The following is a 26,517-nucleotide window of genomic DNA, read 5'->3' on the forward strand; positions in this document are numbered from 1 at the left end:
ATTTTGCTTCTTCAATGCATCAAACTCTTTTTTTTCCTGTTCTGTCATGGCCGTAGATATTATGGTTTTTTCCAAAGTCGTTTGCCTAAGTTCGGAAGAAAAAAGAGAGTACCAATAAGCCACTTGGGTTTTAGTGATCCTATAACGAGCTGCGACCTGGCTCATGCTTTGGTCTCCGGCCATGTAATCGGCCACTACTTTGTCCATGAACGACTGCTCATATTGGAACTGCGGGCCCAGACGTCCCTTGCGTCCCTGATTGTTTGAATTTTGCATGTTTTACACTTTTTAAAGTGTAAACCTATTTCAGGACCTGACAAACAATGGTTCTCCTATGGGTATTTTACGTTCATCCTACGTCTTTGAACGTAAGATGAACGTAAGATACCCATAGGAGAACCATAGCTAATACCTGTTTAAATAGGCATCATGTCCTTGTCTCTTCAAGTTCAGAATGCGTAAAACCCGCAATGAAAAAAGCCTTAATTTTAGATAAAAAAACTATGGCAAGAACAAACAATCATTTATGGAACGGCTTAAAGACAAGCCGTGGAAAAATCAATAAAGACTTCGTACTGAAAACGCGCGGAGACAAGACATTTATCAGTAAGTATCCTGACATGAGCAATGTTGTTCCGTCAGCATTACAGCTTACGTACAAGGATAGATTTATGCATGCAGTTGCATATGCCAAGAGCATTATCAGTGACCCCGGGAAGAAGGCTACTTATAAAGTAAGACCTGGTAGTACGGTATATCATTCTGCTATTAAAGATTACCTGGAAAATAATTAATTCAGGACAGGCGTTCATGACTCGTATTAAGACATCAGCTGACACACAACTTTCTCCCGTTGCGTTTTCGATATAAAACCTGGATCTATTTCACCGCGCCAGGTTTTACGCATTTCCATTCCCTCCTGATTACTGAAAAAATAGAGTAATAATGCTCCTTATCTCCTCCAAAAACCTGGGAGGCAGTTGTTTCATTACACCGCTACAGCCCCAATGCTCGTAGAATAGCGTAAATAACACAATATTACAGCATTGTGCATTTTGAACTCTGGGCGAAGTTTGTATCTTTGCCCCCTCAGTCTCTATAACTATGAAAAAATTGGGAAGTTTCTTCAAGAAACATAGTGAGTCCATTAAAACAATTGAACACAAATTCTTAAAACAGGGCATCAACGACGTTGGGGAACACTTTGTAAAGGTGAGCGCCAATGGTGGGATAGATTACGTCATTAATAAGGTTTGTGATCACGCAGGCGGTAGATTAATTCTTAAAGAAAATGTTGCCGTTTGTCCGCTACATGACTGGAGACTGAATCTCGAATCTCTGCAATATAATAATTCGCACGAGTGCAAGAAGACCGTCGACTTTAACCTGGACGAGGATGGCAATATCCAGGTTGCTGAACAGAAAAGCCACCTGGTCAATCCATTCAAAGGGGAAAAGAAAGGAGAAGTCAAGCTCCGCTGGCTGAACCATGCCACAGTGTATATCGAGTGTAACGGCAAAAGCATTATCACCGATCCCTGGTTGTTCGGACCCGCCTTCCTTACAGGATGGTGGCTGGCTTCACCGTCGCCTGAGGATAGTATCGAATTGCTCAGGAACGCGGATTATGTATTCATTTCACATAATCACCCCGATCATTTACATGCGGAAACCCTTTCGATACTTCCCAAAAATAAAAAACTGATTGTTGCAGACTTCGGCTCCAAATCTGCTGAAAAGTACCTTCAGGCGCTGGGATTCACTAATATTCAGGCACTTAGCTTCAATGATATTTTCGCAATAGGCGATCATTTCCAGATCAGTATACTGAAATCAGGAGACTTCAGAGACGATTCCGGCTTATACGTCTATGCCAACGGACACGAGTATCTGCTGACAGTGGACTGTAACTTCCTGAATTTCAATATCCTTCCCCGGGAAGTAGATATGCTCTTCACTTCCTTCGCTGGTGGTGCATCCGGTTTCCCGTTGTGTTTCCACAACTATACAGAAGAAGAGAAAGGCGCCATTCTGAAACGCAACAAAGGCGCTGTTAAATTCCTGGTAACACAGTATCTGCAGGCCGCCCAGCCCCGTTATTATTCACCTTACGCCGGCATGTTCTCTGAGTATGCAGAAAGGGACAGCTATATCAAAGAGACTAATCAAAAGAACGCTGCTACCGATTATGCAGAACTGGCACAGAAGCATAAAGCGCAATTCATAGCGCCTGCGGCAGACCAGGAGATTATCTTCACCAATGGAACATTGATCCTCAATAAGTTAGAGGTAGATTTTCTGCAACCGGAAGAAACAGAATTCTACATCGATAAGCTTAAAGAAGAATACCAATATGATGCTGACGCTATCATTGCGTATTTTAAGGAGTCCAACTACTCAGGCAAACAGATCATTGAGATCATCCCGACCGATGACAACTTTGAGCAGATAGTTGGGGGTATCGTATATGCGGACTTTTACAAAAAAGAGTTCCGTGTTATCACAGAAAAGGAACTGGTTACAGAAGAGCCAGGATACAGGGTGATGCAGTTGAAAGTTAGACCGGAGGCCTTTATGTGTGTTGTAGAAAACTATCTGCCATGGGAAGATTTTTCGATTGGTTTCCAGATGCGCGTAACAAGGATGCCAAATGAATATGAATCTGACTTCTGGTATCACTTTACCAATAACTATATCGGTAAGCGACATTTCAGGTATTCTTCTTTCTGCGGCGCCTGTACCGTCATAGAGCAGAATCCGATCTGGGTCAAAACTGAAACTGCTTAAGTAAAGGGCAGCTTTCGTAGGCCAAACGAGGTAAGGCTAGCTTATATAATTAATGCAGATATACTCAGCTAAACCAATATCTTAAAAAGCGCATTCAAGCTTTATACAAGATAGGCTGCTGTGTATATCTGCTTTGTTTTTTAAGCCGGAATTGCTTTGAGATAGTAGACGAGGGCTGAGTCGCCTTACCTGTTCCTGAAATTTGCCGGGCAGCCCCGGTAGCGATTACCCCTTAGCCTGTTTATATCCGGATGACAATACAGTAGATGAACATTACAGTAGCATCCTGATAACACGCACCTAGTGTCATAATATTGTAACATATTGTAAATCCGCCTGTTGTCTCGTTACAATATCGACTAGCTTTATTACGCTTTTTTCACTTAGTATAACGTGTTTTTGCCCCTTAAGAATACCTAAGTAATATCGTATTGCAAATGTTTTATTCCCCCAGGAACAATATTGGCCATTTATGGTTAATGCTATTCTTATGCCTATACTTTACCTCGTCAATCGGATGCAAAAAAGGCAACAAGGTTGTGGCTAACTTTAAGATCGTTAACAAAACTTGTGGTACAGATTCATGCACTGTACAATTTGACAATACCTCTTCCCCTGCCGATACCTATAATTGGGATTTCGGCGATGGACATATTTCCTATCTGAGAGATCCCATTCATATTTACGCTAAAAACAGAGACTATTATATTGTTACGTTAAAAGTGATCAATGCAGAGGCCTCTAAAGAGAATGTGAAGACAGACACGGTCTTTATTTTTGAAAAATCGAATTGCCAGAGTATCGGCTCATTTTCCTGTGCCAGTGAACTGAAATCAGGCCAGATGGTAAAAGATAAAATGGGAGATAATAACAACAACTATTACTATTTTATTGTGCAACAGCCCGGGGTTGCCAAAATTGAGCTGTCACCTGTGCCTTCGGGGAGCTACACTACCGTTAGTATATTGTCTGAGGCTACTACCAATAGTAGCGTTATAAAGTCGCAGTATGGCTATCCGGGAGAAGCAATACGGTTTTACGCTGGACCATTTTCCAGAGATACTTTCTTTATACGCGTTGAGAACTGGAATAAAGGGAATGAATTATATGGAATCACCTGCACATTAGATCAGAATGACCCTAATGAATTAAACGGCAGTTTTTATCTGGCCACCCATCTGACATTGGGACAAAGTACCTCCGGTACCATGTTACCGCTTAACGACCAGGATTATTTTCGTTTCTATCAGCCAAGATCAGGCGCAGTGGATATCAAAATATCTCCTGTACCTAATTTATCCAGCAATGGAAGTATGACTGTCACTGTCTATAAGGAGGCCGACCAGTCTACCAATATCCGTACAAAATATGGTAATCCTGGTGAGACTATGTCATTTTCCGTTGGGCCGCTCGAAGAAGGTTTTCATTACATACAGCTTTCTGCGCACGGCGAGAGTACTGAGAAGTATTCTATCACGGTGGACATGGATAAATATGACCTGAACGAGAACAATAATACTTTTAGTAAAGCAACCTTATTGACACAGGCCAGAGGTCTACAAGCTACCATCAAATCAGTTGATGATGTTGACTATTACCGATATACGGCGACTACTAACGGACCCGCAATTATTAATATAGACCGCGTACCAGCAGGATTAGGATATCTGTATGTAGAAGTATATAAAGCGGCGAGCTCAAACGACCGCATCAGCTACGCCTATTATACCGGTGAAGAAGCAGTCAGTCTAAAAACAGTATCAATGGCACAAGGGCAAACATATTATATTAAAATTTCAGGGTACAATAGCGAAAGTAGCGAACCTTATCAGATCAATATTCAACAATAAATAATGGCATCAACTCCTCCTCCGAACAAGTGGCTCGTGCTACTCGCCTGGATAACATTTTTGCTTGCCTTTTGTCCGCTGATATGCTGTCTTTATGTCGGCAATAATAAAGCATTCGAAATCTATCTCCCTGTGGGACTTACTGTGATAGTATTCCTTATACAGCAGACCGGAAAACGTTTTAATGCAAGCATGTTCTTTTTTTCACAATTGGCTATTATAGCCTTATCGTGTTATGTGAGCGTTGCTGTATTGAAACCTTTTGACCGGGACATGAGTTTATTATACAATCTTAAAAAAGATTTCACTACGGCACATAATAACTATTGCTCGCAACTCAATTATCAGTATATAGTAAATGAAAAAGAGCTTGACGATGTCAGAAAAACTGTACAAAATGGGCATGAACATATTATAGACTCGCTGATGAAGGCAGAAAGAAGTGGCATGGGCATGTGGGACAATAATTACAGGAGTGCGTTGGATAGCTTATCTGCCGTGCTTTCCAATAAATATACAACAGCGTTGAAGAATAACTATATCTGTGTCAGGATAAACGAAGTAATCCAACGAAGAGATCTTGGATTACTCAGGCAGTTGTTCGACCAGTGTGGGTTTACATCAAATACAGAAATGGTGAGCATAAAAGAAAATGATGAAATAGGTAGAAATCATGGTAAACTGAAAGATTTTCTTGAAGGAATGATCATCATAGGAACGCATGGCGGCATCTGGAAATTTCAACGGGTGATAGAGATCATCCCCGATGTAGAAAGTAATAAAATTCTGAAAATAAAATTCCTCGTAGAATAATATGAGAAACATTCTTTTTGCCTTTATCCTGGCTGTTATTAGCCTGTCATCGAGCGCCCAGTTAAGAGAAGTACCCAGATCCAGAATACTTTCAGATAATATAGTCAGGGACGGCGCGCAAAGTATATTGGATGATTACACCCGTGCGGTTGAAATGGCAGCGGATTGCAAGAATGGTGGTGTTCATTTGAAAAGCTTCCTACAGCTATTTACACCCGACGCCTATATCGAAGTTTCCAGTCGCAGTAGAACAGGGACGGTATCCAGGACTCCCGCAGCATATATTAATGGTCTTAGAAGGCTTTGTGTAGCCGGCATTTACGATGAAATACATTTTGATTTTTCCGAAGACATATTGGAAAGAAGTAACCTTATCTACCAGTTTGGTGGCGCCTGCGAAATTGATCGGCGTATACATCAGACATTCAGAGGTTATAGAAACAATGTACTGACTTATTGTGATGTTACCATCAGAAGGATGTCCATTGTGTTTTATAGACTAAATGATGGCAGTTATCAGCCCTTCATAAAACGTATTACGATTGAAGAAACAAGCGATTGCGCGCAAAGTTCATAAGCATGTACAAACATCTTTTTTTTCTTGGTGTGACCACTTTTCTGTTGAACCATGCTTCAGCACAGGGGATAGTACGCATTTCGGACCGGAAGGCAGACAGCCTTTATGAACAGGTGCTGGAGCCTTATCTAAGTTTCTTTTCCGCACTGCAGGAACGTCGTTACAACAGAGAAAAGTTTATAGCGCTTTTTGATGGAGGAAGGATAAATATTGATAATGATTTTAATAGTATACGTGCTAATATCCCTTTTACGAATGCTGCGGCTTATACGGACGAACTGATACGTGTATTTGTTATAAACGGGGCTGAAAACTACGATAATCTTGAGATGACCCTGCCAGAGAGTATCAATGACATGAAGTTTTGTTATAACACAGGTGTTTGTTATGTATGGATGAAAAAAACATTTACTTATAGGGTCCGGAAAAAGGACACAAGGACCGTCAGCAATTGGGTTCGATTGAAATTGAAACATATCGGCACTACATATAAAATAGCCGAAATCATCAACGACCGTGAACCCCGGGACCTGGATAAAGATAATGTAGTAGATGACAATGTTAATGGCATCTTGTGCGATCGTTGCGCTGATACTGATCTGCATAAGGGGTATAACACGATAAAAGGATGTATCAACAACGATAGAGATGGAGATGGCATAACTGATAAACTTGATCAATGTCCTGATGATCCGGGTGGCAGAAAAGCTAAAGGATGTCCTGATATTGACAATGATGGTACCCCTGATAAATCGGACAAATGCACTTATCAGAAAGGATCTCAAAACAATGGCGGTTGTCCGATCAGTGAGTTGATCTTTGCCGTGGACGGCGGTGTCAATTATCCAACAGGTTCCTCGTATTCAAATAAAGAGTTTCTAAACAAGCAACAATATACATGGCAAAACAGTGGTCTTGCCCGGTGGGGGTACATGGCTAATCTATCCCTTCAGTACCGTTTTTCCAGTTGGTTGGCAATTGGCGTTGGTGAAATGTTTTTCTCTAACCGTTTCGATGCAGACCGTTTAGGACTAAGCTCAGAAGTATTTCTGACGAAAAATAATGCTTCATATCGGAATGTAACTGCGACTGCAGCTAACTATAGCTTTCATGTGCCTCATGTCAAAGTATGCCTGGGTACTTTTTGGAAAGAGAACAGCGTATTCGTCATTGAACCAACAGTAGGAATGGCGTTTAATGGCTGGTCAAAAGGAGAATCACTATTGCGCATCGACTATGGCAACGGCAATTCGCAGGTAGATCGGATCTCATTAAAGGCAACCAAATCATTTTTGTTATCAGGAGGCAAAATTGGATATGAGTTTTGGGGTGAATCTGATGGTTGTGGTTTTTCCGTCAACATATTTTATTTTACCGGGAATGCCGTCTTTCTACAGCAGGAAATAAAACTCGCCGACTTACCGAATACAATAACTTTCGGAAATCAAAGAGTTCAGATGTTTGGAGGTACGATTGGTTTTCATTGTTATCTGTCGAGGGGAAAACAGTTGTACAAGCATTAATATTGACGCAGCTTCAGTCAAAGTACGCATAAACGGAAACTAGGGTGCCAAACTACCTGACATAATTTCTATTCACATAAAAACGCTTTTCACCATCAAACTGACATTCCATCCTCGTCCACTCCCCTTTCGCATCATACACATAAGTATAAGTATACACTGCAGCTCCCGGATCAAATCCGAATTTGAGTGATGCAATTAATCCTTTATCATTATAGGTAAACTTATAGGGAATACCACCTGTGTGCTTTATTCCTTTGAGCTTCATTACCATGGAGACCAACTGACCTTTTCCATTATAAGTATAGTCAATTGTTTTGCTGGCCAGAGTAGTATCACTTCCATATTCCTCACATCGCTTCACCAGACCTTTCGCTGTCAGCTGATAAACTTTCTTTTCGACAATACCGCCATCTCTGGCCCTGTGCAGATAAGATATTCTTCCATTGGGAGTATACCTGACATGACGGTCCAGTATCTTAGTACTGATTCCAAACTGTACCAAGCTCTTGGTAAGTATTCTGCCCTTTGCATCCAGCTCGTAAATCTCTTTGGGTTCACGTCCTCCATTCTCCACGACCACTGTATTATTCGTGTATGAAAATGTGGAAGCAGAGACGCTCGTCTGCCCGATCAAAGGCATAGCCAAACCGATATAAGTAAACCGGTTATTATTATCAAATCTTGTGATCAGCGAATCATTCAGGATCGCGCGGCCATTACTTGTATAATGATAAACAGAAGCAATGACCTGCTTATATTTAACGTCAGGCCTGTATAATGGAATATCAACATCATCCATCTGCAGCAACTTTTCCATTTTATATTCTTTTATGGTCTGGGCTTTGGCGGATAACTGAAAGAGGCAGCAAAATAGAATAGCAGTTTGTATACGACGCATAGGTTGGGATAATTGCGCTCAAAGATAACAAATATGATAGTTTTATAATCTATTGGTTTTAGCCCTAATTTGAAAAATGCATAGAATGGGCAAATGTCCGAAATTCCTTTACCTTTGATTTGTATAAGCAACAAAGCCATGCCCGATAAACTCATTCCCACAGAATCCCTGGTGCAATTCTACAAACGCACCGGCCAAGATATTCCACCGGAACTCCAGGAATCCGGCAAAGCGCATTTTAATGTTCGCGAGGCCCTTACATCCGCCCGTAAAACACCGTTCAACCGGCGGGACTATTTCAAGGTATGCCTTAGCTGCACTACCGGAAAAGGCAGTGGTGTGCTGCTGTACAATGACGAGGAAATACAGATCAATCAAAGCTGCCTGATTTTCACCAATCCTGCAGTACCCACTTCCATAGAAATACATGAGCCATTCAACCGCCTGTATTGTTTATTCAATACCCCCTTTATAGAAGGATATATCCCGGCTGATATACAATATGCCTGTCCGTTGTTCAATTCTTCCCTGCCGCCCGTAATACCAGTTACAAAGGAAGAAAAAGAACAGCTGACTACTTACTTCAGGCAAATGCAGATGCTCCAGGCTACGGATTATACTTTTAAATGGGATATGATACGTAACCTGTTACAGCTTCTGATCCATGAAGGCATCCGTTTACAACAGAGTCTCCAGACACCTGCATCCATGGTGCGCGACCGGCTGGTAAATGACTTCTTCGCCTTACTGAATCAGCAGTTCCCGGTAGATTCGCCTGAAGCGCCATTGAAATTGCTAATGCCGGCCCACTTTGCCGACCTGTTGCATGTGCATGTGAACCATCTGAACAGCGTGGTGAAAAAGCATACCAATAAAACCACCCGCGAAATTATTCATGAACGCGTGATCTCTGAGGCGAAAACATTACTGCGTAATACGAACTGGAACATCGCGGAGATTGCCTATGCACTGGGTTTTGAATACCCTTCACACTTTAATAAATACTTCAAACAGGTAACCGCCTTAACGCCACTTGAGTTCCGCGTGGGAAAAAAGACAGTAACACCGGCACCAATCTAAAAATATTCAGAAGTTATCCTGATCGCCCAAACGGCTCAATCGACATTTGATTTGTATAAGCATCCCTTTGAATCGTTTAATTACAATGGCAGCCGTCCTCCCTAATTTTACAGCGCCATTTTAAAAGAAATAACTATGAGAAGGATCAAAGAATCAAGAATAGGCTGGAACACCATTATGTCGTTGGGCCTTATTCCATTATCCGGCTTTGCCATGGACGTGTACATTCCGTCATTACCCGATATGGCAGTGCAATTACACACTTCACCTGCTGCTATTCAGCTTACACTTTCGCTCTTCATCATCAGCTACGGGATTTCGCAACTGATCGTAGGTGGATTGATCGACAGCTATGGCCGTTACATTCCCAATCTGGCAGCGATACTTGTATTCAGTATATCCAGCTTTATCATTGCCTATTCCACTAATATGCAGGTGATCTATGCTATGCGTATCGTACAGGGATTTACTGTAGCAGTGATCGCAATAAGCAAGCGCGCATTTTTTATAGATCTCTATCAGGGAGAAGCGCTAAAGAAATACACGAGTATGTTCTCGGTGATCTGGGCCATCGCACCAATTGTTGCGCCTTTCCTCGGAGGCTTTTTTGAAACAACCTGGGGCTGGTCGTCTAACTTTATGTTTCTGGGATACTTCGGACTCGTGTTCTTTGTCATTGAAGCTGCTATTGGCGGCGAGTCAATGAAAGCAGCACAGCCATTCAGTGTACGATCAATGGCACAAACATATGGCCACATGATCAGAACACCTGATTTTACTTCGGGTATTGTAGTACTGGGACTGGCCTACGGCATGGTATTGCTATATGGCATGTGCAGCCCATTCCTCATTGAACATCAATTGCATTTAGCAGCAACAGTAACAGGTTATTGCTCATTGTTCTCCGGACTCTCAGTTTTCATGGGTGGAACGATATCGAGAATGCTGGTAAATAAACCGTTTGGTAAAAAACTGGTGATGGCCAGTATTGCTCAACTGATCGCCGTAGCTGTTATGATACCGCTAACTATATACTACCATAATATATTCACGCTGTTACTTTATGTTTTCCTGCTGCACAGCACCGGTGGATTCATCTTCAATAACCTGATGTCTTATTGTCTGATCCGCTTTCCGCAATATGCAGGCAAAGCCAGCGGTTTGACAGGTGGTGGGTTTGCAGTGGTGACTTCTATACTGAGCACTTTTATGGTAAAGAGTATCTCTATCACCAACCAGGCTGTATTAGGTGTGGCTTATGGTATCATCGCTGCTCTTATGTTCCTGATACTCGCAAAAACGAAATGGAAAGGATCAGAAGAAAGGAAAGAGAAAGAAGTAACGGAAACAGCCTCAGAGGGACAACAGCCGGTTTTTGCTCTTTCTGATGGGAAAGCGCATTGAGCCCGATACATACATCAGCGAAGAATAACCAGAGTTGGCTGACCAATTACATAGCTGGACGCGGGGCTAAACAGCCAGCACCACAAAGGGAATGCCTTATGTCTAAAGCCTATGATCGGACTTTAGACATAAGGCAAACGCTTAACTCAAAGATGCCATATTAATCACAAAACGGTATTTCACATCACCTTTCAGCAGACGCTCATACGCCTCATTGATATTTTGAATGTTAATCAATTCAATATCGGCAGTGATATTATGCTTCCCGCAAAAATCCAGCATCTCCTGTGTTTCCGCAATACCGCCGATAGCAGAACCGGCAAAGCTTTTACGCCCCATAATAACACTAAAAGCGGCGACAGGCAGTGGATGTTCAGGTGCGCCCACCAAAGCTAGAGAACCATCTACACGTAATAAACTTAAATACGCATTGATGTCATGCTCAGCAGAAACAGCATCCAGGATGAAGTGCAATTTCCCACGATAAGCGGCCATTTGCTGCTCATCTTTAGATAGTACCACCTCATCTGCACCGAGACGTTTGGCCTCAGCAAATTTCGATGCAGAAGTAGTAAAGGCCACAACATGCGCACCCATTGCTTTGGCGATCTTTATTCCCATATGTCCCAGGCCACCAATACCTACTATACCCACTTTCTTACCAGGTCCCACATTCCAGTGACGGAGCGGCGAATAGGTTGTGATGCCGGCACATAAAAGTGGTGCTGCTGCTGCCAGATCGAGGTTTTCAGGAATGCGCAACACATAGTTTTCATCCACCACAATGTTTTCGGAATAACCTCCGAAGGTATGCGTATTCAGGTGTTTATCAGGTGAGTTATAGGTGCCAATCATACCCGGTTCACAATATTGTTCCAACCCATCTTTACAGTATTCGCACTCACGGCAGGAATCTACTATACAGCCCACTCCTACCAGGTCTCCTACCTTAAACTTAGTGACATGATTCCCTACGCTGACAATCCTTCCCACTATTTCATGCCCTGGTACGCAAGGATAAATGGTACCAGGCCATTCATTCCGCGCGGTATGCAGATCAGAGTGACAAACACCACAATACAAAATGTCAATTTGTACATCATGCGGTGTAACGTACCTGCGATTGATGTTCAATTGATTTAATGGCGCATCGGCGGCTTGTGTGCCGTACGCTTTGATACTGTTTACGTCCATATTTAATCTGATTTTGTTCTTGCTAAATATTTCCCTTTGTTAATGACAAACTCAAGGAAAAATGATTGAGGTTAGTTGTATTAGTTACGTTAATATGCTCCTGACTTATATATTCGTTATTGAAAGATCGCTTTCGCGTCTCGTAGCTCATGAATGGCCTGCCACCTGTGAGGGAACTGACTTTACGACTTTCGCCGGAACACCGGCTACGATAGTATTATCAGGCACATCCCTTGAAACAACGGCGCCGGCTGCTACGACTGCATTTTCGCCAACAGTTACTCCCGGGAGTATAGTTACACCAGCACCAAGCCAGGCATTTCGTTTAATTACAATGGGTTTTGTCACAAGCGTTCTTCTGTTGGCAGGATCCAAAGGATGATTCTCAGTAATCAGGTTCACCTTCGGACCGATCAGTACATCATCTTCAATAGTAATACCGCCCATATCCAGGAAAGAACAGGCATGATTGATAAATACATTTTTACCTAAACTGATAAAGCGGCCGAAATTGGTAAAGAACGGCACAAACACCGTCGTACTTTCGTCGATCTCAGCACCTATGATCTCACCGAGGCGCTTGCGTGCTTCTCCGGTACTGGTAGAGTTATTAAGGCCAGGTGATAATTTAATTGTGCTTGAGACAATAGATAGAATGGTGTCATATTCCGGCTCTTCCATGCTCACCGGTTCGCCTCCCTTAAGTCTGAAAAGAATGTTCTCTGATTTGCTCATCAAAAATACCCGTTGATACGTCCACAAAGGTACCGGGCATATGATCCCTGATGCTAACAGAAATCAAAGGAATCATTAAGAATTTCAAACAATCGGTGTTGTCCGGTAGGTAGTGGGGTTCACGCCGGTCATACGCTTGAAATAGTTATTGAAATAGGTTGGGTATTCAAAGCCAAGCGCATAGGCTATATCGGCTACAGGCCAGTCTGTATGTTGCAACAGCGCCTTCGCTTCGCTGGTGATCCTTTCCGTAATGTGTGCTGTAGTAGGCTTACCAGTCACCTCCTTCACCATCCGGTTCAGGTGATTCACATGCACACCCAGGTTCTGCGCATAATCCTGCGCTGTAGTGAACTGAAGCGGCCGGTCAGCCGTTTCAATAGGGAACTGGCGCTCTAATAACTCCAGGAATACAGCTGTAAGTCTTGAGGCCGCATTCTTTTTAGTATCAAACCTTTCAGATGGCTGTAATTTCAGGGCTTCATGGATGATCAGATTGATATAATTGCGCATGAGATCATCCTTATAGACATAATCAGATTTCTGTTCTTCAATCATCTTCAGGAAGATAGTGTTAAGAAACTCCCGCTGCGCCTGCGTAATCTCCAGGATCGGCGTACCACCAATCTTAAATAGCGGCGACTGCTGCAGACTTTCGGAGCGCATAGCCGCCTTTATAAAATCCTCTGAAAAAAGGCAGGTGTAGCCTACATAAGTGGTTGAAAGCGTTTCCCAGGAATATGGTATATGCGGGTTGCCGAAGAACAGGATACTTCCATCCGCCTCAAAACTTCTGTCGGCATAATGAATGATGCTTTTGCCTGTGGTCAGGCATATCTTATAGAAATCTTTCCTGCTGTAGATACGGGTGGCTGCGCCGTCACCCTCTATTTGAAAAACGTTAAATCCCTTCAGCTTCAGGTCACTGTTAAAAGGGGACAAAGAACGTACAACTTTATCTTTCATGACACAAAGTTAAGGAATTGAAACATTTCATGGGAGTGCCAGGTTCCGGGGGTATTAGCTTGTCACTACCAGCAAAGCAGATTTGATTTCGCTACCATTCATCAGTTCAAGTTTTAAATGAGTAATCAGGTTTCAGTCTTCTTAAGGCGAACCAAAGTTCAATTTTTCGGATCGGAAAACTACCTATCCGGAAGTTCAGTTTCTCTTATTTAAAAGACCAGAGCAGTGGTGACAACATGATTAATTTATCATTTCTACCATGATAATTCATAAATTGTCAAACAAACACCTATTATGAGCATCAAACGAACGCTTATCCTGTGCCTTTTCCTCCTGGCAAGGAATTTTGCCTGGGCGCAGGAAATGACCTATACCGTTAGCCCGGTACTATCAGATACCCCTTATTATCACATTGAATTAGCCTGTCGGGGGGTCTCTGGTGATTCCCTTCAGTTCTCAATACCCGACTGGACACCTGGTTACTATCAGCTGATGGATTACGCTGCTGCAGTCCGTAATGTGCAGGCAAAAGATATTAACGGCAACACTTTGCTATGTAAAAAGACTGGGAAAAACAGCTGGTGGATATATAATACATCAGCTGCGCCGGTAATAAATCTGCAATATGATGTGCGCTCCACGCGGTTGTTTGTGGCATCCAATTACCTGGAGGCAGACCGGGGATTTATTTCTCCCGCAGGAATGTTCATGCATCTTAAGGGGCATATCGAACAGGCGGTCACCCTAACTGTAAAGCCGTTAAATGGCTGGAGCGTCGCAACAGGCCTGAGGCCAGTGCCCGATCAACAGTATACCTATATAGCGTCTGATTTTGATGTACTTTATGATAGTCCTATCCTGATGGGAAAGCTGGAAACCTTCCCCTCTTTTGATGTACAGGGCAAACCGCATCATTTTATCGCCTATCGCCCCCGTGAGTTTGACAGAGCTGCATTCATGAAAGACCTGCAAAAGATTATCAACACTGCTGCTGATATTATTGGCGACATCCCATATGATAATTATACCTTTCTGGGGATTGGGTCAGGCATGGGTGGCATTGAGCACCTGAACTCCACCGCCGTTTCTTTTACTGGTGGCAACTTAAATAAACCAGAAGAAAAGATCAGGACGTATAATTTTCTGGCACATGAATATTTCCATCATTACAATGTGAAACGTATCCGGCCAATAGAACTGGGGCCCTTTGACTATGATCATGGTAGTAAAACACGGCTATTGTGGGTATCCGAAGGCTTTACCGTGTACTATGAATATATGATCCTCTGCCGGGCAGGGTTTACTACACCTGATGAAGTCCTGAGGGCATTACAAAATAATATTCATGCATATGAGTCCAAACCTGGTCGCCTTCTTCAGTCGGCCGCAGGCGCCAGCTATAATACCTGGAGCGACGGACCATTTGGTGCTGGCGACAGCTCCATTTCCTATTATGAGAAGGGTCCGGTGCTGGGCGCCTTAATGGACCTGAAGATCCGTCACGAAACCCGGAACAAGTATTCTCTCGACGATGTGATGCGCGCCTTATACCGGGAATACTACCAGGAGAAAAAAAGAGGTTTTACTGAAGCGGAGTTCAGATCAGTTGCAGAACGTATTGCCGGCGTTTCTCTGGCAGAATGCTTTGACTATGCCAATACTGTCAAAACGCCCGATTATAAGAAGTACTTCGGCTATGCCGGTTTGGATGTGGCAACGAAGGACGGCAGCTTTGCAATTACCCGAAGGAAGTCTATGAATACATTACAGGAGAGTATATTGAAAGATTGGTTGCCATAAGTTAACCAACGCACCCCCAGATAGTAACAAAAGCACCCCCTTGAGAGAGTGGGCTTGTATTAGTTTTGTGCCGGTCGGACGCTTTGAGATACAAGCCCGCTTTTATTTTCAAACTAAAATGACAAACCACGTATTATGATTCAAAAGACTGGTCTCTTTTTTCTTTACATGCTATTGCTTGTTTTACCGGATGCTCTTTTTGCACAACAGGGATATAAAAATCCGGTGGTCCGGGGCTTTAATCCTGATCCCAGCATCTGTCGCGTCAACGATGATTTCTACCTGGTGACTTCATCATTCGAATACTTTCCCGGATTACCTATCTATCATAGTAAGGATCTAGTTAACTGGGAGCAGATAGGCCATTGCCTGAATCGCGAATCCCAGCTCCCTCTGCAGAAGGCGCCCTCTTCCGGTGGACTATACGCACCGTCTATCAGATATCATAAAGGCAAATTTTATGTTATCTGTACAAATGTATCTGGCGGTGGCAACTTCTACTGTACAGCGGATAATCCGGCAGGGCCATGGAGCGACCCTGTCTGGGTAGGCATCAAAAGCATAGATCCGGATATTTTCTGGGATGATGATGACAGGTCTTATTTCGTAACTCAGGGCAATGAGGGAATACGGATTACGGAGATCGATATCAGGTCAGGAAAGACACTTTCCCCTGAACACCTGGTCTGGGCAGGTACAGGTGGCCGTTTCCCTGAGGCGCCACATGTTTACCGGAAAGACGGATATTATTACCTTTTACTGGGAGAAGGCGGTACGGAGTATGCGCATAGTACAACGATAGGACGGAGCAAATATCTTTTCGGTCCTTATGAAGCATGTCCGCTGAACCCCATTATAACGCATTGCAACAGGCTAGGACAGGGTAATCCGATCCAGGGTGTAGGGCATGCCGATCTGATACAGGCTCCTGATAGCTCATGGTGGGCCGTTTTCCTGGGCTTCCGCGTTACTCAGGTCTATTCATACTATCACGTTTTAGGCAGGGAGACCTTTCTTGCACCGGTAAGCTGGCCTAAAGATGGCTGGCCACAGGTCAACGGCAACGGGATCATCAACATTGACATGAATGTCCCTACCCTACCACTCCATCCGTTTGCCAAACAAGCGACCCGTGTTGGCTTCGATAGTCCGGCGCTTGGCTATGAATGGCAGTATCTGCGTAATCCTATAGCGGAAAACTACTCATTGAGTGAACGAAAAGGATACCTGAGAATAAGTGCGTCGCCTTTTACATTGAATAAGCCGGCAGCGCTCAGTCTTGTTGCACGTAGACAGACCGAGCATGACTTCACAGCTGAAACGGATTTCGAGTTAGTGTCTTCCACTGAAGATGAAGAAGCAGGTATCACGCTTATGCAAAACAATACGCACCATTACGATCTTCTGCTCAAACGGAAGAACGGTAAGTATGTTGTGCAGCTGCGCGTTATGGTTGGTTCACTTTCCTACATCGCAGCAGAACAGGCGGTAGATGACAACAAGGTGAATTTCCGGGTGAAAGGCAGTCCTCTGACCTATACTTTCAGTTACCTGAACAGGAAGAAAGGCAAATACGAGGAGTTAAAAAAGCTCGATACAAGGTATCTGAGTACCGAAGTGGCAGGTGGGTTCACAGGCGTCATGATCGGGCTCTATGCAACTTCAAATGGGCATAAAACGACATCGAAAGCGTATTTCGACTGGTTTGATTATAAGGTGGGTGAATAAAAGATATCATGCCCACCGCAAAAGAAGCGGTGGGCATGTATAGTCCTGTCCTTGATTTTTGCTGCAGACAAAATTCCGGAATGGATGCCTGAGGTATGTTGCCATACTGCCTTTTGTTCTATCCAATTTGACGTTTGTGAAATTCTTGTAGGAGGTGCTTCTTCACAAAGTTGTCCAATCTGGAGCTTCTTATTACATAAGCTATAAAATTCGTCGATAAGACACCGGGTTAATTTTTTTATCTGCTGAGAGGGACATTTACTCTTGACAAATTGGGTATATTTAGGATAGTACAGTGAAACATTAAGTACGGAAACTATCATGAATCAGTCCTGATGCGAACCCTTTTTAACTATCAATCTTAACCCTCAAAGTATGAAAAATCTATTAAGTGTTTTTTCCAGACAGCTGCTGTCCGTGGCCGTTATGACAGCTTTAATGATAAGCTGTAAAACAGACGACGATAACCTTATAAAAAAGACACCGGCCGTGACCGTGGCTGCAGCACCTCAGATATCGCTGACGTCAGTTATCAGTTCCGGTTTAAGTGCTCCTATGCAGTTTGTGAATGCCGGCGACGGTACTAAACGCATTTTTATACCGCAGAAAGCCGGTACCATAAGAGTGTATGATTCTGCATTTAATTTTATTTCAGTATTTGGCACCGTATCAAATATAAGCACCAATGGCGAAAGAGGCCTGCTCAGTATGGTCTTTCATCCTAATTATGCCACGAATGGGTTTGTTTATGTGTATTATACCAACACCGCAGGCAACCTTGAGCTTGCCAGGTATCATGTAAACAGCAGCAGTCCGAATACACTGGAAGCCGCATCAAAAGTGATCGTGCTGACTATCCCGCATCCGACCAATTCTAACCATAATGGAGGAGAGCTCCACTTCGGCAGTGATGGATACCTGTATTTATCTACCGGTGATGGTGGCGGTAGTGGTGATGTTCCCAATAATGCGCAGAACACGTCTGTATTGCTGGGCAAGATATTACGTCTGGCCGTTAATACCTCTGCCACTGCGCCCTATTATACTATTCCTCCGGGCAATCCTTTCTCAAATGCAGTATATGCTTACGGACTACGTAACCCCTACCGCTGGAGCTTTGACAGAGCAACCCAGGATATGTGGATAGGTGATGTAGGACAGGATTCGTGGGAGGAAATTAATTTCCGTGCAGCAGCGGTTACTGCAGGCACTAACTACGGCTGGCGCTGTTATGAAGGTAACGCAGTATATAACTCTTCGGGATGTAATGGAACAAATTATATCTTCCCCGTGCATGCTTATGCAACACAGAACCCTGCGGCAAGTATTACCGGAGGAGTTGTTTACAGAGGCACCAGGTATCCCACATTGCAGGGTGTTTACCTGAGTGCTGATTTTTATTCAGGCGTTTTTTATAAGATTGTTCCTAATGGTTCCGCATGGACTGTTACCACTCAAACACTATCTCCAACCGGGATTGTGGATTTCGGGGAAACTGAAAGCGGAGAAGTGTACGTTGTATCCAATACCGGGAACAGCGTATACCGTGTTACAGTGAACTAAGTACTACATCTAATACATCAGGACTGTATTCAAAAGGGGCTGACCTTCGGGTCGGCCCTTTTTTGCAGAAAGAACATCATGAATCCCGAGGAATGTCCATCAAGGTAATTGTGCCACGGGCTGTGGCACAATTACAACTTATTGCGAACCGAACAGCAGTTATCGTCTGCGGAGCCACGGAAAAACCAGGCCGTACCATTTTATCTGAAAAAGGAATATCTTGAGCACGCAAATCGCCCTTACATCATGAAAAGGAGGACATCGTACAAGTTAAAACAGCTGGGGATCATTACGGTCATATGGCTGATAATAGGCTTTTTCATCCCTCTATATGACCGCCTCGCACTGTTTACCACCAATGCAGTAGTCCCAGTGCCTAAATATACCATTGCCGAAGCTGTGGCTATTAATATGGGAGCGGCATTGATTGGCGCATTACTGGGCGGCAGCCTGCTGGTATTTTATGTAAACGTAAAGTTCCGGGATAAATCTTACGGCTATACCATTGCTACGGTTATACTATCGTTCCTGGTAGTGATTGCGATCGTGAATATTGTACTACGACTCTTCGCCGTTCCTTCCGACCCACTCCGGATATTGAAGAACTGTATGATCTGGGGTATAATAGTAGCCATTACGCAGTTATTCCTGCAGATCAATAACAAATTCGGACAGGGTGTTTTCTGGAATATCCTGCGGGGTAAGTACAATACTCCTAAGGAAGAAAGCAGGATCTTCATGTTCCTGGACCTGAATTCTTCCACCACTATCGCAGAAACGCTGGGCGACAAAAAATATCATGCCTTTCTGAAGGATATCTTCACTGATATTACCAACCCTATTCTTGACAACAAAGGAGAAATCTACCAGTATGTGGGAGACGAAGTGATCGTGGCCTGGAAGCATAACGAGGGCATCGAGAACAGCAAATGCGTGCAATGTTTCTTTGATATCAAATACCACCTGCAAGAGTTGAGCAGCAAATATATCAGGTTATACGGGCTGGCCCCTTCTTTTAAAGCCGGCATCCACTGCGGTAAGGTAGTGGCTGGCGAAGTAGGCATCATCAAGAGAGATATCACATACTCCGGCGATGTATTGAACACCACTTCGCGCATACAGGATATGTGCAAGGAATTCAATGAAGAGATTATTGTTTCCGGCGATCTTGCAGCGTCTCTGCGACTGGCTGGTAACTTCATTACACAAACTTTGGGCTCGATCAAGTTGAAGGGTAAGCAAAAAGAGATGTTGCTGATTGCGTTAAAATCGGCAATGACGGAATAGTTTTTATTCACTATTATATATCTATGAAACACATCCTGATCATTCTGTTCTTATCTGTTGTCTATACTGTGAACACTTACGGACAGGCTCAGATGCAGCAACATGGGATACCGGACATGGAGCTGGCTGAAGAAGAGTAAAAGCAAGATACTCCTGATTTTCAATATTGTAGTGGTCCCCTCCTGAAAATACTGCAAAAAATTAACAGCGTTTCTGCATATCGACCCACCATCCATTCTAATATTACAACATATAATATATATATTTATAGTTTAAAGGACCAATCCCTGGTTGACCTATGCCTAAAAATAAAGTAAGCGTCATATCCGCGCTGCAAGCTGCGGTATGCAAAATCCTGCTGGCTGCATTGACTCCTATAAGCAATCGTCTTTTTAGCAAGAAACGACTTTTATATACGCTGTTGTTTTTGTTGATGTACCTCAATGTATCAGCGCAGCGGCTATGGTACTCTACCGAACCGGCGCGCATGTATTTTACAATTGACCCAGTGAATAACAATCATCTTGATAAGACTTTTGCTACCTGGATATACACCGAATTCGGGCCAAAATTTGTCGCAACCCCTATTCATCAGGAACCTACGGAGTGGTTGTATTATATGGACACCATCGTTGTCAATCCACCCTGGATGATATATGAAGTGTATGACTACAGTACTTACATTTACCTCACCACTCCCCTGGAGTATATCAACGAGATTTATCCCGTTACTCAGGAAGTATTGAATGCACGGACGATGGGATTAGGCGTTCCTTATTATGCGCTCGATAATTATCATACGAACACCGGAATGCGCACTGATGATCCGATAAATATACAGTTCTACTACCTGATGGTGCCACCATGGAAACTGAAAAACTATACAGGAATAAGATCTATATGTGCTAATGAGAGAATCGATCTTGTGTCTATAGGAGATAATGTGACTAACCCTGGAGACAATGAGTATTATCAGGGTTCATATGTATTGGAGTATAATGTTGGTCCAGATCTGAATACAGGATGGAAGGCAATAGATTCCTCATTGGGCAGGTTCGGGTATGGATTTAGCATTACCCCTGCTCAACTGATCCCTGAAGTAGCCAACGCAAAACGAAACGTATGGTTCCGCCACCGGCAGAAGGCGGTGTATAATAAGGGTGCTACCGTGCTCTATTCCCGCTGGTCCGAACCTTCCGATCCATTTGAAATATCGCCCGCTCCTCCGACAGTAGATGCTGCTCAGATCGTAAAAACATCCGGATGCTATAACGAAGGCGGAGGTACAATTTCAATACCCGGTTCTGCTATCCACACGGGCTATAACACCATACGCTGGACGCTCAGAAAAGGGATCGTCTCAACACCCTGCGATCCTGATCTGTCTAACCCGGGTTCTAACTGTGGAGATCTGCTGGTTCAAAGCAATGGCGCTGTTCCCGTATCCGATGGTATTTATATTGACAATGTTCCAAAAGGGACTTATACACTTTGGGTATTCAACCCTGGTGAAACAACTGGCAGTTGTATGACGCCTTACTATCTGACAGTAGATGAATACGATCCTCTAACGGCTGTAGAAGACACAAACCTGCATAAAAATATCAGCTGTTTCGGCGGCAGCGATGGCGCCATCAGCATTACCGCAGGGGGAGCTGATACAAATGCTGATTATTACTTTGAGCTACGCTCCGGCAGTACTATTGTACGTGCGGAACAGGCAGGTACAAATAAAAGTATACTATGGGAGAACCTACCCGCTGGTACCTACCAGGCAATTGTAAGAAATGCAAAATGTAGCAATAGCGCACCTCCTGTAAATATTGTGCTACAACAACCCGCTCAGGTAAGTGGTAACCTGGCTGGCAATGATCCTACCTGTACATCACCAGGCAACGGCGCTATTTCTATTGCCGCTGCTACGACGGGTAATTATGAATTCCAACTTTATCAGAACGGCGCCATAGTAAAGACTTCCGGCGTACAGAATAATACCGATACCTATACGTTCAGCGACCTGCCAGGCGGCACATACCGTGCGGTGATCGTGAACAGCGATGCACCACTTTGTACCGGCTGGGACAGTACTGTTACCTTACAAGCTTTATCACCTTTAGGTATCACCCTCACCTCTTCTGACTCTGTTAGTTGTTTCGGTGGTAATGACGGCAGGCTACAATTTACGGCCAAAGGCGGCACAGGTCAGTATCAGTATACACTGAACGGCATCACCAATACCACTGGTCGTTTCACAGGCCTTAGCGCGGGTGCGTATACAGTTACCGTTACCAACCAGGGTAGCACCTGCACTGATGCGGTTACTTTAGACGCTACTGTTTACCAGCGGGCTACATTGCATGTACAGCTCCAGCAAACACCCCTCAGCTGTTATCCCAACACAGACGGTGTTATTGAGTCTGTCGTAACTGGCGGTTCCGGTAGCTATAGCTATGACTGGCAGCAACTGAAGAATGGAGTATGGACATCCGGTTTCTGGTTCAGCACAGATACCCGGATAGATGCACTCAGCGCAGGCACTTACCGGGTCATCATTACAGATAGAAATGCCCCTGCCTGTTCAGTCACTTCGGCTGAAAGTACTATCGCCCCGGTGAATGAGTTAACGATCACCAAAGTAACTGTCCATGATGCGGTCTGCCTGGCTGATGGAGGCCATATAGATATCACTGCAGCGGGTGGTTCAGGCAATTACCTTTATGAATGGTCATTGGACGGAAATACTTATCATCCATTTGTAGCCAGTACCAAGCTGACTACAGCAGGCAACTACCAGCTTCGCGTAACAGATGACCATGGGTGCAGCATATCTGCTGAGCGCACTTATGCGGTTACATTGCCATCCCTTCCTCTCAGCTTCTCAACGGTATCTTCCGATTATAATGGGTATAATGTTTCCTGCAAAGGCAATGACAACGGTTATGTACGGGTCACTGCTACCGGCGGCAACGGCGGTAGTTACAGCGGTTATACTTATGCATTGGATAATGGCGCATATGGTATTGCTTCGTTGATAGAACATATCACCGGAGGAATACACCAGTTACATGTCAAGGATGGCCGTGGCTGTATCAGCAACCAACAGATCCTTATGACAGAACCAGCCAGCACGCTAGGATTAAAAGTAAGTGAGAAGGAACATCCGGGTTGTGGAGCAGATCCTGTAGGTCACATCACAGTAGCTCCTGAAGGAGGTTCGGCGCCTTACACTTACGCCATTGACAATGGTGCATGGCAGGATAGTCCGTCGTTCACAGGCCTGGCAGCCGGCGATCATAGTCTACAGGTACGTGATGCAGGCGGCTGCACCTCTACGATCAGCACAACATTAACAGCAGCCTATACTCCATTGGTCACCACAGCAGATATCACAGATGTGAAATGTGCCGGCCAATCCAATGGCGCAATTATCCTCCATACAAGTGGTGGGGACGGTAATTATGCCTACCAATGGAGCACACCATCATTGTCAGGCAGCACCGCAGAGAATATACCATCCGGAAATTATACGATTAATATTACCGACAGTAAAGGCTGTAAACAGGAAGTCACTTACACATTACATCAACCTGATCAACTTGAATTGGAACTGGAAGCATCCAGTATTTGTGACGGATCAGATGATGGCAGCATCAATGCAGCTGTAAAAGGAGGCACAACACCATATCGATATTCACTGGACCAGGGTAGCTGGCTGAATGCCGGTTCATTCAAAGGATTATCCGAAGGTAAATACCACATAGCAGTACAGGATGCCCATGGTTGTGAGATCAGCGGAGATGCCACCATCAGTAAGAGTAATATAAAACCAGCAATCAACTTCCTGGTAGCATCCCGTAGGAATGCGTTTGATACACTTGTGATAAAAGATATCAGTCTGCCTGAGCCAGACAACATCACCTGGTCATATGATCCAAAAGCGGTGCTGTTGGGATATGATAACGGCACGCCGCTGATTAAGTTCACCGATCCTGGAACCTATTGGGTAGAGATGGTTGCCACATTTGGACAATGTTCCTATACCCTGCGTAAGGAACTCGAAATAGAAGCTTATGATCCCTCTGCCGGCCCTGTTTATACCGTGCCTGTACAGGTGATAGATACCGTTACACTATCTCCGAATCCCAACAACGGACATTTTACTTACCATATTAAGCTGAACAGGAAGCAGCAGATGATCGTGTATGTGTATGACTTAAACGGAGTGATAGCAGAGCAGCGGCAATATGCGCCTGCGCTTGAAGTCAATGATTCGTTTACAATCAGCGGTACTGCTACCGGCGTATTCATTCTGCGTGTCATTACACAGAATGAAAGCAGGGATGTCAGATTTATTATTTCAAGGTAGGAATGCCTTGTCGCCGGTTATACTATCGTTACATTTAAAGACAGGTCGATATGCTGTCTTTAAATGTATACAAACTATAAGAATAATCTTTTGTGTAACTTTAGGCCTATGCTTACAGTTAGCGACATATATATTTATCCAGTTAAGTCATTAGGAGGATTCTCCGTGCCGGCAGCGACGCTTACTGATCGTGGTTTCAAATACGATAGAAGATGGATGCTGATAGATGAAAACAACCGTTTTATCTCTCAACGGGAAGTATCTGCCATGGCATTGTTACGGGTTGCCCTCCAGGAGGGAAATCTACTGATCACCAATAAAAAAACAGCGGATCTTATCAAGGTCCCTTTTGAACCGTTGACGTCAGAAACAATGATGGTGTCTGTATGGGACGACAATTGTCTGGCACAGCGTGTAAGTGATGAAGCGGATGCCTGGTTTAGTCGCCAGCTGAACATGTCCTGCCGGCTGGTATATATGCCTGATAGCACCCAAAGAACCGTAGATGAACAATATGCACATAACAAAGAAATCACCAGTTTTTCTGACGGATATCCCTTGCTGATCATTGGTCAGGCTTCTCTTGATGACCTGAATAACAGGCTGACATCACCATTACCCATGAATCGTTTCAGGCCGAATATCGTATTTACGGGAGGACTTCCATTTCAGGAAGATGACATGAAACAGTTCCATATCGGAGATATACAATTTTTCGGTGTTAAACCCTGCGCACGCTGCGTCATTACTACTATTGACCAGGAGAGCGGTATAAAGGCAAAAGAGCCACTGAAAACGCTCAGCACCTATCGGGCAAAGAATCAGAAAATATACTTCGGTCAGAACCTGCTGTTTAATGGAAGTGGCACTATCCGCGTTGGCGACATGATTACCTTGCCATAGTTTTTTATTTACCGGTCTAAGTTTTAGTTTTGCCATATAAAGATTTTCCTGATATGGCATTACGCATTAATCCTTTTTCCCGGGTCAATGACGACACTGGTTTTGGCAGCAATTCCAATAGTTATGTGGGCCGGTTTATAAACCGGGACGGCTCGTTTAACCTGCGCAAGGAAGGTATACCGGTATGGGAACGTGTGAGCATTTACCATACATTACTCAACCTGCCTGCCTGGAAATTTTTCCTTGCCATTATCATCTTCTTTGTGTCTATTAACCTGGTGTATACGTTGATCTACCTGCTGCTTGGCGCACATCAGTTCCAGGGGATAATGGGTACATCTGAGTGGCAGGTGTTCAAGGAGATCTATTTCTTCAGCACAGAGACCTTTACCACGGTAGGTTATGGTCGCGTGAACCCTGTAGGGGATGGCGCCAACCTGGTAGCTTCCATAGAAGCCCTGAACGGCTTCCTGTACCTGGCTGTTTTCACGGGCTTGATCTACGGACGTTTTTCCAAGCCCAAGGCTTTCCTGAAATTCAGTGATCTTGCTGTCATAGCGCCTTACAAGAATACTACAGGCCTCATGTTCCGCTTTGCTTCCTATAAAAACATGCATACCCTTACTGACGTGGAAGTGAAGGCTAACCTCGCCCTGCTGGTACCGGAGGACGGTAAAACAGCATACAGGTTCTATGAGCTGACATTGGAACGCAGCCGCATTCAGAATCTGCCTATGAACTGGACGGTAGTGCATCCCATTGATGAAAACAGTCCCCTGTTGGGTCTGAATGAAGAAGACATCAAAACCGCCGATGTGGAGATCTACATAACGGTGCGGGCATTCGATGATGTATTCTCCAACTCTGTGCTGAAGCGGACCTCTTATACCTGGGACGAGATACAGTTCAACCGGCGCTTCGTACCGATGTACCGGGAAACAGGCAATACGACGATACTGGAACTTCAGAAACTGAATATGACCGTGCCGGCGGATGTCAAGAAAGAAGCGGAGCGGCTGGGGTGACGGTACAGTCGCCCT

At 44.1% G+C, this 26,517-nt stretch carries 20 protein-coding genes; 15 read left to right on the plus strand and 5 right to left on the minus strand.

The features are described 5' to 3' along the window. Window positions 1-276: hypothetical protein (locus BLR32_RS24270; protein WP_143011562.1), on the minus strand; the 276-nt coding region annotated here is incomplete at its 3' end. A gap of 227 nt (window positions 277-503) precedes the next feature. Between BLR32_RS24270 and BLR32_RS24275 the strand changes: the two genes are divergently transcribed. The 6 genes from BLR32_RS24275 (at window position 504) to BLR32_RS24300 (ending at window position 7,550) form a co-directional block, all read left to right on the plus strand. Continuing rightward, on the plus strand, window positions 504-794 hold the full coding sequence (locus BLR32_RS24275; RefSeq protein WP_089836087.1) for a hypothetical protein: 291 nt from the start codon (window positions 504-506) through the stop codon (window positions 792-794). 310 nt (window positions 795-1,104) lie between these two features. Next, the gene (locus BLR32_RS24280) at window positions 1,105-2,787 is read left to right on the plus strand and encodes an MBL fold metallo-hydrolase (protein ID WP_089835466.1); all 1,683 of its coding nucleotides are present in this window, start codon (window positions 1,105-1,107) and stop codon (window positions 2,785-2,787) included. Between the two features lie 539 nt (window positions 2,788-3,326). Then, a complete protein-coding gene (locus tag BLR32_RS24285; RefSeq protein WP_143011563.1) occupies window positions 3,327-4,637 on the plus strand; it encodes a PKD domain-containing protein in 1,311 nt (436 codons plus the stop codon). 3 nt (window positions 4,638-4,640) lie between these two features. Then, window positions 4,641-5,450 carry a hypothetical protein gene (locus tag BLR32_RS24290; RefSeq protein ID WP_089835470.1) on the plus strand — a complete coding sequence of 270 codons (810 nt, stop codon included), beginning with the start codon at window positions 4,641-4,643 and terminating at the stop codon, window positions 5,448-5,450. A 1-nt stretch (window position 5,451) separates the two neighbouring features. After that, complete coding sequence (locus tag BLR32_RS24295; protein WP_089835472.1) at window positions 5,452-6,027, plus strand: hypothetical protein; 576 nt, start codon at window positions 5,452-5,454, stop codon at window positions 6,025-6,027. 113 nt (window positions 6,028-6,140) lie between these two features. Further along, window positions 6,141-7,550, plus strand: coding sequence for a hypothetical protein (locus BLR32_RS24300; protein ID WP_143011564.1), 1,410 nt, complete (start codon window positions 6,141-6,143; stop codon window positions 7,548-7,550). A 52-nt stretch (window positions 7,551-7,602) separates the two neighbouring features. Here the strand turns inward: BLR32_RS24300 and BLR32_RS24305 are convergent, their stop codons facing one another. Then, entirely contained in the window at window positions 7,603-8,370 is a 768-nt protein-coding gene (locus BLR32_RS24305) for a DUF4595 domain-containing protein (protein ID WP_143011565.1), read from the minus strand. Between the two features lie 219 nt (window positions 8,371-8,589). Here BLR32_RS24305 and BLR32_RS24310 point away from each other — a divergent pair, with 219 nt between their 5' ends. Beyond that, the gene (locus BLR32_RS24310) at window positions 8,590-9,531 is read left to right on the plus strand and encodes a helix-turn-helix domain-containing protein (protein ID WP_176842421.1); all 942 of its coding nucleotides are present in this window, start codon (window positions 8,590-8,592) and stop codon (window positions 9,529-9,531) included. Between the two features lie 135 nt (window positions 9,532-9,666). Further along, window positions 9,667-10,935, plus strand: coding sequence for an MFS transporter (locus BLR32_RS24315; protein ID WP_089835480.1), 1,269 nt, complete (start codon window positions 9,667-9,669; stop codon window positions 10,933-10,935). Between the two features lie 141 nt (window positions 10,936-11,076). Here BLR32_RS24315 and BLR32_RS24320 read toward each other — a convergent pair whose 3' ends face one another. From BLR32_RS24320 to BLR32_RS24330, 3 genes are all read right to left on the minus strand, one after another. Continuing rightward, complete coding sequence (locus tag BLR32_RS24320) at window positions 11,077-12,129, minus strand: NAD(P)-dependent alcohol dehydrogenase (protein ID WP_089835482.1); 1,053 nt, start codon at window positions 12,127-12,129, stop codon at window positions 11,077-11,079. Window positions 12,130-12,276: 147 nt separating this feature from the next. Next, window positions 12,277-12,864 carry a DapH/DapD/GlmU-related protein gene (locus tag BLR32_RS24325; protein WP_089835484.1) on the minus strand — a complete coding sequence of 196 codons (588 nt, stop codon included), beginning with the start codon at window positions 12,862-12,864 and terminating at the stop codon, window positions 12,277-12,279. A gap of 84 nt (window positions 12,865-12,948) precedes the next feature. Continuing rightward, window positions 12,949-13,830, minus strand: a complete 882-nt coding sequence (locus BLR32_RS24330) for a helix-turn-helix domain-containing protein (RefSeq protein WP_089835486.1) — start codon at window positions 13,828-13,830, stop codon at window positions 12,949-12,951. A gap of 294 nt (window positions 13,831-14,124) precedes the next feature. On the opposite strand from BLR32_RS24330, the gene BLR32_RS24335 reads away from it, so the two are divergent. The 7 genes from BLR32_RS24335 to BLR32_RS24365 all read left to right on the plus strand — a co-directional run bounded on the left by BLR32_RS24335 (window position 14,125) and on the right by BLR32_RS24365 (window position 26,502). Continuing rightward, window positions 14,125-15,630 (plus strand): M61 family metallopeptidase, encoded by a 1,506-nt coding sequence (locus BLR32_RS24335; protein WP_089835488.1) that lies wholly within the window; start codon window positions 14,125-14,127, stop codon window positions 15,628-15,630. A gap of 135 nt (window positions 15,631-15,765) precedes the next feature. After that, window positions 15,766-17,358, plus strand: a complete 1,593-nt coding sequence (locus BLR32_RS24340; RefSeq protein WP_218124246.1) for a glycoside hydrolase family 43 protein — start codon at window positions 15,766-15,768, stop codon at window positions 17,356-17,358. 375 nt (window positions 17,359-17,733) lie between these two features. Then, window positions 17,734-18,921, plus strand: a complete 1,188-nt coding sequence (locus tag BLR32_RS24345; RefSeq protein WP_089835492.1) for a PQQ-dependent sugar dehydrogenase — start codon at window positions 17,734-17,736, stop codon at window positions 18,919-18,921. A gap of 246 nt (window positions 18,922-19,167) precedes the next feature. Continuing rightward, window positions 19,168-20,208 (plus strand): adenylate/guanylate cyclase domain-containing protein, encoded by a 1,041-nt coding sequence (locus BLR32_RS24350; RefSeq protein ID WP_089836089.1) that lies wholly within the window; start codon window positions 19,168-19,170, stop codon window positions 20,206-20,208. Window positions 20,209-20,695: 487 nt separating this feature from the next. Further along, window positions 20,696-24,574, plus strand: coding sequence for a T9SS type A sorting domain-containing protein (locus BLR32_RS24355; protein ID WP_176842422.1), 3,879 nt, complete (start codon window positions 20,696-20,698; stop codon window positions 24,572-24,574). Window positions 24,575-24,682: 108 nt separating this feature from the next. Then, on the plus strand, window positions 24,683-25,477 hold the full coding sequence (locus tag BLR32_RS24360; protein ID WP_089835497.1) for an MOSC domain-containing protein: 795 nt from the start codon (window positions 24,683-24,685) through the stop codon (window positions 25,475-25,477). A gap of 53 nt (window positions 25,478-25,530) precedes the next feature. Then, window positions 25,531-26,502 (plus strand): ion channel, encoded by a 972-nt coding sequence (locus tag BLR32_RS24365; RefSeq protein ID WP_089835499.1) that lies wholly within the window; start codon window positions 25,531-25,533, stop codon window positions 26,500-26,502. Window positions 26,503-26,517 lie beyond the last annotated feature (15 nt).

It is taken from the genome of Chitinophaga filiformis (genome assembly GCF_900102545.1).
Classification (GTDB): Bacteria; Bacteroidota; Bacteroidia; order Chitinophagales; family Chitinophagaceae; genus Chitinophaga; species Chitinophaga filiformis.